Annotated in this window: 3 protein-coding genes; 1 reads left to right on the forward strand and 2 read right to left on the reverse strand. The window is 41.1% G+C overall.

What is annotated here, in order from left to right; all coding sequences use genetic code 11:
- Positions 1–93: 93 nt before the first annotated feature.
- Together M1R56_RS05280 and M1R56_RS05285 are read right to left on the reverse strand one after the other, a co-directional pair.
- A complete protein-coding gene (locus M1R56_RS05280; protein ID WP_248034853.1) occupies positions 94–3795 on the reverse strand; it encodes a pullulanase in 3702 nt (1233 codons plus the stop codon).
- 900 nt (positions 3796–4695) lie between these two features.
- Positions 4696–6165, reverse strand: coding sequence for a M protein trans-acting positive regulator PRD domain-containing protein (locus tag M1R56_RS05285; RefSeq protein WP_248034854.1), 1470 nt, complete (start codon positions 6163–6165; stop codon positions 4696–4698).
- Positions 6166–6457: 292 nt separating this feature from the next.
- On the opposite strand from M1R56_RS05285, the gene M1R56_RS05290 reads away from it, so the two are divergent.
- A partial coding sequence (locus tag M1R56_RS05290) for an Ig-like domain-containing protein (protein ID WP_248034856.1) occupies positions 6458–9585 on the forward strand: 3128 nt, incomplete at its 3' end.

Genomic DNA, 9585 nt, shown 5'->3' on the forward strand with positions numbered 1-9585 from the left:
ATAATATGCGTTTTTCTGATTTTAAAGACTTTTCTCCCAGCCTCTTTTTACATGTTTTTCTATCAAGTTGCTGGATTTATAGAGTCCTTGCTTTTATTGTTCCTTTCTTGACTTGAGGAAGCTACCAAGTCCAAGGAGGGATAGGAGGCTGATTCCTGCAAGAGTAAGAAGAGATTTGCTCTCAGTTCCTGTGTTTGGAAGGACTTTCTGAGAAAGAGCCTCTGCAGCAGTTTCTTGGGTTTCAGGATTTGCTGCTAGGTTTTGGGCTTGCCCTTGCCCTTGTTCTTGTTCGACATTCAAGCTAGAAAGATCAAATTCTGGTTTTTCTTCCACAGCTGGGGCAACGATGGCACCGCCTTGTGCGACTCGAAGAACAGTAGCTGTAAGGGCATTTAATTTCAAGCCTTTTTCAGTCCATTCCAGTCCTTTCGGGTTGGCAATTCCGACTGGTCCTGCTTGGTTTTCATCTGCTAAAACTTCAGCATTTCTGAGGTGGGCAAAGGCAGTTCCCAAGTTAAATTCGCGAGCTTTTTCGTCCGCATTGACAAAGACTGCGTAGATATCCCCATTTGGAGCAGTGATTTGGTAGCCAATCACTACGTCCTCTTTTTCCACACCATTTTGTCCTGGGACAGTAATGAGGCGGACACGTTCCTTGATATCTTCAAGACTCTTGAGTCGGAAGGCATCTGTTGATTGACGCAGAGCAATCAAACCTTTCATGTAGTCACGGCTCTTGACATTTTCAGGGAAAGCTTTACCATCAGTTGCCTTGGTCCAATCAAACTTGTTGACAGCATCACTTGAGTCGTAAGAGTCATGGATGAAGTAAGGATAGTCAAATGGATTACCATCCTTGTCACGAAGTAAGTGAGATTTATTTGGTACCTTATCCTCTGAAACTGGTGTCTTGTAAGCAGGGTCACGGAATTGTTTGGTACGTCCATACTCTTGACCAGAGTGGATAAATGGTGTTCCTTGAGCTGTCAAGACCATGAGGTTTCCAAGTCGTAAACGACGATGAATTTCAGCATAGTTCTCAGCCTTGCTTGGGTCTTTTTTGATAGACTGGGCAATGATATCAAAGAGGGTCAAGTTATCATGGGCTGCGATATACTGGATAACATCTCCAGGACTGTCTGCTTCAAAGTTGGTTGGTTGAGCAATGAGGTTTTTAAAGATAGTATTGATATCACGTTTACCACCTGTGATAAAGGCAGGTTGACCTTCGTTTGGATAACCTGACTTGAGGTTGTTACGGATGTCATCTGAAAATACAGCAACAGTATCAGTATGTTTCATCCAATCCTGATCAGCAGGTCTAGTAGGCATATTTTCATCACCAGAATAGGTTCTCCAACCTTCACCAAGCATGATGAGATTTGGATTGAGGGCACGTGCAGCATTGTAAGCTTCTTCGACAGAAGCTGCATCATGATCTCCCATCATATCGAAACGGAAACCATCTACTTTATAGGTTTCAACTAGATACTTGATAGAGTCTACCATGACGCGTTTAGACATGTAGTGGGTTGTTCCTAGACGACCACCACCAAAGCTAGTACGAGGTGTCCCGTCTGCATCCATGAAGTGGTAGTAGTTTGGCTCAAGATCTTCAAAGATATCGACATTGGCAGTATGGTTGTAAACTACGTCTAAGATAGCACCCATGCCACGTTTATGGATTTCGTTGACAAGGTTCTTAAATTCTGCGATACGTTTTTCTGGATCCTTAGGATTGCTTGAGTACATACCAGTCAATGAGAAGTAGTTTTGAGGGTCATAACCCCAGTTGTAGTTGCTATTGCTTGAAGCATAGGCGGACAAGCGTTCTTGGTTCTTCAATTCATTGACATAATAGTATGACAAGACTGGAAGGAGCTGGATGTGGGTCACGCCCAAGTCTTTTAGGTAGTCTAGTTTTTCGATAAAGGCTTCAAAAGTACCAAATGGCTTAGTCAAATCTTTTGCGATGGCAGGATCTGAAGTGAAGTCACGAACGTGAGCCTCGTAGATAACAGCATCTTCGCGAGATTTGAAATTGCGAATCTTACCATAGGTCAAGTCTTGCGGCCCTAGTTTTGCTGGGTCTACAAAAGCAGCTTTAGCAACTTTATGGGCAGCATCTGTTTTTGCTAGATCGCTGTTCCAAGCTGCCAGAGATTTAGCATAAGGATCTAGTGCGAGAACAGTCTTGCCTTGGCGCTCGATTTGATATTGGTAGTAGTAGCCAGTATAGTTGCTGATGCCAAGACCAGAGTTTTCATTCAGAGTTTGTTTCCAGGTTCCTTTTTCTCCTTTTTCAAGGGCGACGGTTCCGACTACTTTTTCAGGATCTTTCTTATCGTAGACGACAACTGAAACCTTATCGGCACTTGGAGACCAAAGAGTCAGATCAACAAGTTTGCCATCTTCTTTAAGATTTGCACCGAGTGGACCGTCGTAACTGTAAGTCTCGTCTTTGAGACGCCAGCTTGAACGAGTTGTAAAACGGTCTGAATCATAGGCAACGGTGTAAGGGTTTTGAGTGTCAGAAAAATCACCGATGTAGGTTACTTTCTTACCTGCTTCATCAACTGTAACATCTGTGATTGTCACTTTATTTCCTTGGTGGTCAGTGATGTTGGAATGTTTAAGGATGTCTTCTTTTTTAGCCCCAACTAGGGTAGAAAAACTGCTTTCAATACGAGATTTAGCTACATGTTGGGCACCAGTCATACGGATATCGTGTACATAGTAAGGGTTGGTGTAGATGGTTTCGTCATCATCCTTAAGGAAGATTTGACTATGGTTTTTCAGGTCAGTAAATTTATAATCTTCTTTTCTGATTTTCACATCATCGCCTTTCTTGCTCTCATCTAATAGTAAAAATCCAAATTCTCTTGCGGCTTCATTGAGCGGAATATCGATGTAGCGTCCGTGTTTTCCACTTGCAGTAAAGTCTGTACCGTCAGGCCATTCACCATTGCTTGGAGTCTTCACATCTCCCCAGTACCAGAGGGATTTCTTGTCATAGTTGCCATCGGTGCGGAAATAGTTGACGCGGATCGTTCCCGCTGGCTGAGGTTGGTAGTTGTGGACTTTGTAGTCCTCATCTAGCCAAGCTTCATTCATCTTTGGAGAGAGGCGCTCTACTGAACGATCTCCAGTAAGGTTGTCCCCTTTGGTGTTGTTAATGAGGAAGCTGATTTTCTTGGCTTGCTCATTTTTTAGTTTGACATCTAGGTAGTAGCCGTAGTCGTCTTTCTTGGCATCCTTGAAAGACTGGGCGCCATTTGGCCAGTTCTCAGATGGTTTTTCAACATCATCCCAAGTCCAAAGACCTTGCGAATCTTGGTTTTCTTGAGGAAGTTTTTTGACATGGATACGGAAGTAGTTGTCTGCGATTGGGGTTTCAGATACAGTGTCTGCTGGCGAAGCTTTCTCAGCGGCTAGACTTGATACTTCTGTTTTATCGTCTTTATTGTTTGGAAGGCTTGGAGTAGCTTCAGTTGTAGTTGTTTCAGAAACTGCTACTGGTTCAGATGTTTTAGACTCTAGGGAAGCGTTTGCATCTTTTGGGGCCAAAATAGGCGTTTTTTCCTCAGCTTGGCTGGTTTCTGTAGTAGCTGGGTTCGCATTAATAGCGCTTACATTTTCTTGTGTGCCAGGACTAGTTTCAGATGCAGATACAGAAGGTGCTGTTAGGGCAAGGAGGATAAAGCTTGCTCCAATAAGGACAGAGCCAGTTCCGTTTTTCAGAGAACGGATGCTGTAAATCATTTTTTTATCTGGTTGAGATGACGTGTTTTTCATAGACACTCTCCTATCATTTATTTCTATCTTAGTATAGCACGTAGTAACAGTTTATGCAATCGTTTTCTTTGATTTTGTAGAAAAGAAATGTGACTCTGTGAAAAATCATACTCACGTAAAATCAATACGGTTTTTTGTTGATAGCCTACTAAAGAAATATCATAGTCTAAGCATAAACTTTGAAATGTGCCTACTAATCAATGGATCTGACTGTATTTTAGCAAATCAAGGAAAAAGTTTTTAGAGAGTGGGACAGAAATCGGTAATTCGTTAGAATTCGATTTCGTCGTCCCACCTCCGCACAGTTGAGTAGGGCTGTAAAAGCTGATGAAATCAGCGTAGTAGAGCCCACTCAACCACTGCGTCTTGCCCGACAATCCAAAGACAATTGAGAGGCTAGGACTTTTGTCCCAGACTCATTGTTCAAAGAAATAAAATCTCAACAAATTTACTAGAGAACTTAAGTCAATTTCTAGTAATTTTTTAGAATTCACAATGTATAGTGGATTGAATCTAGAATAGTAGATTACGACTGCTAAAAATATTTCTAGAAATAAATTTGACTTTCCTAATCTATTTGTTCATCCCTTATTTCAATCCACTATGTTGTAAATGAGCCGAAATTTATCAATAAGTGCGAATCCATTGTTGAAAGTAATACTCAATGAAAATCAAAGAGTAAACTAGCCGCAGGTTGCTCAAAACACTGTTTTGAGGTTGTGGATAAAACTGACAAAGTCAGCTCAAAGCACTGCTTTGAGGTTGCAGATGGACGTTGACGCGGTTTGAAGAGATTTTCGAAGAGTATAAAAACGCATAATATCAAGTTTTTAAGATAACTGACATTATGCGTTTGTATATGTTTTAGTCTGCTTACTTGGTTATAAAACAGAGGCTTTTTTAAAGTTTACTAATGGAAAGAGTATTGAGTTCATTGACGACTTGTAGATTAGCCATGCGACCGATGTTCATGAGTTTCGGATGAACCAATCCTTCAATATCAAAGTTGGTAATGATGGCATCGTAACCCGCTTCCATGATTTCATTGACATTGAGTGTCGCTTTATCCCATGTTTCAAAGTGGATGTTTCTAGAGGTGTAAAATTGATAGAGTGAAATCAAAGCCTGAGGATGGGCAAAGTCAAACTCACTCAAAACAAGAACACGAACCTTGGTTTGGTGCTTTAGGAGTTGTTCCATTAGATCAGTTGCGTGGGTTAAAAGAGTATAGACTAAATGGAGTACAGCGTGAAGTTGCTCCTTTTGTCCCAAGCTAGACTTATAGCGCATCATTTCAAAACTAGCTGCTTCGTAAAAATCTGGGAAGAACTTTTTAATCTTATTCAGTGCATAAGATTTGTTATGAGAAATGATAGATTCTGAGTTGATTTCTTGACGCTCTAGAAATGCAGTGTTATGCAAGTGCCAAATCAATTGATCGGTATTTGAAAAGTGGACATCAAACTGTCGGGTAAGATTGTCGAGGACATCTCGAGCTGAGTGATAGGAGTGATCGACTTTCTCATTGTCTTTCCGCGCCTCTAGGAAATCCTCGACCGTGAAGAAAATCCCCTCTTGAGTATAGGAGCTGAAAATTTGGTCAATGGTTGTAAAATCGAGTGTGATTCCAAGACGATCACCAAGAGATTGCAATTCCTGCTGGAAGTTTGAAAGTTGACTAAAAATAGGGCGAAGAGAGTCAAACTCGATTTCCCCTTTAGGTCTCGGTAAAATCTTTGCTCGATGGAGATTGACTGCAATTTGTGTCTTCAGCTGAAACATATTTTGGTAGGTGATAGGATAGCCTGTGACCTTGACAAAAAAAGTCACAAATTCATCCACATCTTCAGAAGAGAAAGGAAATGGCCATTTGAAGAAACCATAGGCTTCATGGAAATATTGGGCAAAAAAGAAGCGAATGTCTCTTTCGTCTCCAATAATTGAAATAGGGGTCACCTTGAGCTTGAATTTATACTTTGATTGCAAAATATTATTGATCTCAGCAACCTTCTTACGAAGTGAGGGAAGAGAAATGTCAAGTGTTTCAACTAGGTGCTCGAAAGTAAATGGTTCTTCTAATAGGAAGAAAGCTTTGAGCACCTGAAAATTAACAGATTCTTGCAAAACATGCCTATAAATTCGCTCAATACCAAAGTTATGTTCGTTAGTCAGTCTGATACCAGCGGTTGATGACAAAATATCAAAGCAAGAAAGTTGCTCCCGCATTTCTTTGATATCACTTTTGATGATGCGTCCATTCAAATCTAGAATATCGGCTAAAATGTCGATATGAATCCATTCTTGGTTCTCAAACAAGTATTCTATAATTTTTAATTGTCTCTGTTCTTTGTGAGATAATAGTTCTCTCATGGGAAATACTCCTTGGAAATATAAAGTATTATAAACAAAAAAAGATAAAAAAATTATCAGGGCTTTTCTCTATTATAGCATGTTTTCGAAAAAAACTTTTAAAAATCGTTTATAAATTATCAAATTTTATAATAATTTTACTAAAAAAAGAGTAAATTTGGAAATGATTTGTACCGAGGATTTTTTTTTTTTCTAAACAAACAAAGTAATTGACTATTTTGCCTCTATATTTTATAATGGTAATGTATGTAAAACACATGCGACTCTAATAAAAAATAAATAGGAGACAAGAATGTATTTTAATCGTAAAAATGCAGAGCAGAAGAACTGGCGTATGATTAAAAAAGGAAAACATTTCCTTTTTGGTTGTTCGCTTGTTTTTGCGGTCGGAGCTAGCTTAGCTACTCAAACGGTCCATGCAGACACAGCATCGGAATCTACAGTTGAGAGTGGTTCAAAAGCTAATGAGGCTAAGCCTGGATATGGTGGAGAAACGGGGACTTATGAAGCTCCCGCTGCTGTAGCAGAGACTCAGCCAGCAACAGTTGAAAAAGCAGTGGTAGCGGAAAACACTACTGCTAAAACAGCTAACAAGGAAGCTTTGACCCAGTTGGTCGAAGAAGTAAAAGGCTTGGACAAAGCAGGCAAGACAGAAGACTCTCTTTCTCGCTTGAACACAGCACTTGAACAAGCACAAAATGTTTTGGCAAATGCAGAAGCTAGCCAAGACCAAGTGGATGCAGCAGTCGCTAGTCTCAAAGAGGCAGTAGCTCAACTTGCTACCAAAGAAGAAAAAGCAACAGCAGTAGCAACAGAAGAAAAAGCTGAAGCGACAGAGGCTAAAGCTGAAACAGCAGCGGAAACTGAAGTGGCTCGTCCAAGAGGAAAACGTGATCTAAGTTCACGTGCAGCAAACCGTTCAGTTGACGGATCAGTCGCTGAAGGTGAATTTGCTGGTGCGGGTGTCAAGCAGTTTCAGTCAGTTCGCTACAGTGTGGATGGAGACAGAACAACTTGGACAATTAGTGTTGTACCGCAGCATAAGAATCACCAAGCTGCTGGCTTGGTGGTCGCATCAGATGATACAATTCAAAGTATTACTGTCGTAGACCGTGGTCCTAATGCTGGACGTCTGAATGAGGATTATTACGTTGAGAAAGATTTTGGAAAGCTCCCTGCTATGAGCAATCACAAAGCTTTGGCGTCTCATTATAAATACATTGGTGGAGGAGTTCCTGATTCGCTTACCTATAGTGTAGTGACTAAAGGGACCCATCACAATCTGTTTGCTCGTTTTGCAACAGCTATTGTAAAAAACTCACTAGAAAATGGTGGGATGAATGGTTCATCAGCTGTTAAAAATCGTACTTCAGATTTCCCAGAAGTTGGGATTAATATCTCATCAAGACTTGCACCACAACCAGGAGTCAACAACACTTACACTCAAACAAATGACACAATTACAGTACCTACTGTAGCTTCTACAGACACAACCATCTCAGGTACAGGTAAGCCAGGTGCTATCATCAATCTCAAGAGCAATGGTAAAACTGCTAAGCAAACCCAAGTTGCACAAAACGGCCAATGGTCATTCCCACTTGATTTTGGTTTGAATAGTAGCGTCTCTGGTGGTCCACAGTTGGTTACTGGGGATAATATTAGCGTTACCCAAACAGTTGGTGGAGTAGAAAGTGCTGCTACACCTGTAAACATCTCTCTAGGTCACTCAGAGATCGTACCATCATCTAAATCAAAACAACAGAATAATCTTGTTGAAAATGATAGAAACGTTACCTTGAAAGTGCCACATGATGCGGGAGCAGCATACTTCCAATTCACAGATACAGATGGCAAGGCGCAAGAAGTTGGACTCAAGCGTACGGCTGTTCCAGGTAAGTGGCAAGTAAACTCTTCAAGCAGTGCTATTGCTAGTGTTGCTTCAAGTGAAGATGGTAAGTTCTACTCAACGATCAACTTGACCTTGAACAAAGATATGAAAGCTGGAACAACAGCTCGAGTTATCTCTAACATGCAAGAAGGTAGCTACTCAAGTCTTCAAGGATGGCAAACACGTAACGTTGAAGAAGCTCCAAAAGCAGAGACTCCAAAAGAAGAAACTCCAGCACCAGTTGCACCACAACCAGAACCATCAAAACCAACCGCTCCAGCAGTAGATGCTGCAACTGCAACTAGTGGTCCAGAAATTGTCAATAACTTGGCAGGTAAAGCAAGTACTCCAGCTGATGTAACAGTTAAAGCACCAGCAGGTTCAACTGTTAAACTTTACAACAAAGATGGCGTTGTAATCGGTGAAGCTGTAGCTAACGACCAAGGTGTAGCAACTGTTCACCCTACAAACAGCCTTCCAGAAGGTGAGATTACAGCGACTACAACACCAGCAGGTGGAACAGAGTCAGCTAAGAGTGCACCGATTACGGTTACAAAAACACCAACTCCAATTGAGAACAAGCAGGTAACTACGGGTCCTTATAAGTTACAAATGATGACCAATGCGACTAAGGTTACACTTTATCGTGGAGATAAACTTCATTTAACAGGTGATGCTGCTGGGACAGCCTTGCGTTGGTTTGGGATTACTAAAGCCACAGCTTTTAATATAAAAGGGGTATCACCAACGGGTGGATTAGCTACTAATGGAAGTAGTGCAATAAGAAACAGCCATGCCGAAACAGAAGGTACTGTTTCATGGAACCAACGTCTTGGAGATACTACGATTACCTTTAGAGCTGAAGGAAGTCCAAATCCAACAAGCAATCAGAGAGCAGCAATTGAACGAACAATTACTGTCACAGTTCTTGAAACCACTAAAAAGTATGACCCAGTTGCAGGTACAAAAGTAGATATTGCAAATCCAAACAACGTTAGTGAAGATGAAAAGAACAAGATCATCAACTCAGTTAAAACTGCGAACCCAAGTCTTCCAGCAGGTTCACAATACAGTGTAGATGAAAAGGGTAACCTTACAATCACATACCCTGATAAATCAACAGATAAGATTTCTGCTGCATATCTTGTTACTCCAACAAAAGATACAACAGCCCCAGCAAAACCAGTTGTGAACACAGACCTTACAGGTAAAGCAGGCACTAAAACTCCAGTTGAAGTAACTGCAGAAAAAGGTTCAACCGTAGCCCTTTACGATAAAAACAACAACAAGATTGGTGAAGCAACTGCAGGAGCAAATGGAAAAGCAACGATTACTCCAAAAGTTGATATTCCAGCAGGTCCTGTAACAGCCAAAGCAACAGATGCGGCAGGTAACACATCAGTAGCAAGTGATCCTAAAGTAGCGACACCAGCAGCAGATACAGAAGCACCGGCTAAACCAGTTGTGAACACAGACCTTACAGGTAAAGCAGGCACTAAAACTCCAGTTGAAGTAACTGCAGAAAAAGGTTC

The sequence above is a fragment of the Streptococcus sp. oral taxon 431 genome (assembly GCF_023115445.1).
Lineage (GTDB): Bacteria > Bacillota > Bacilli > Lactobacillales > Streptococcaceae > Streptococcus.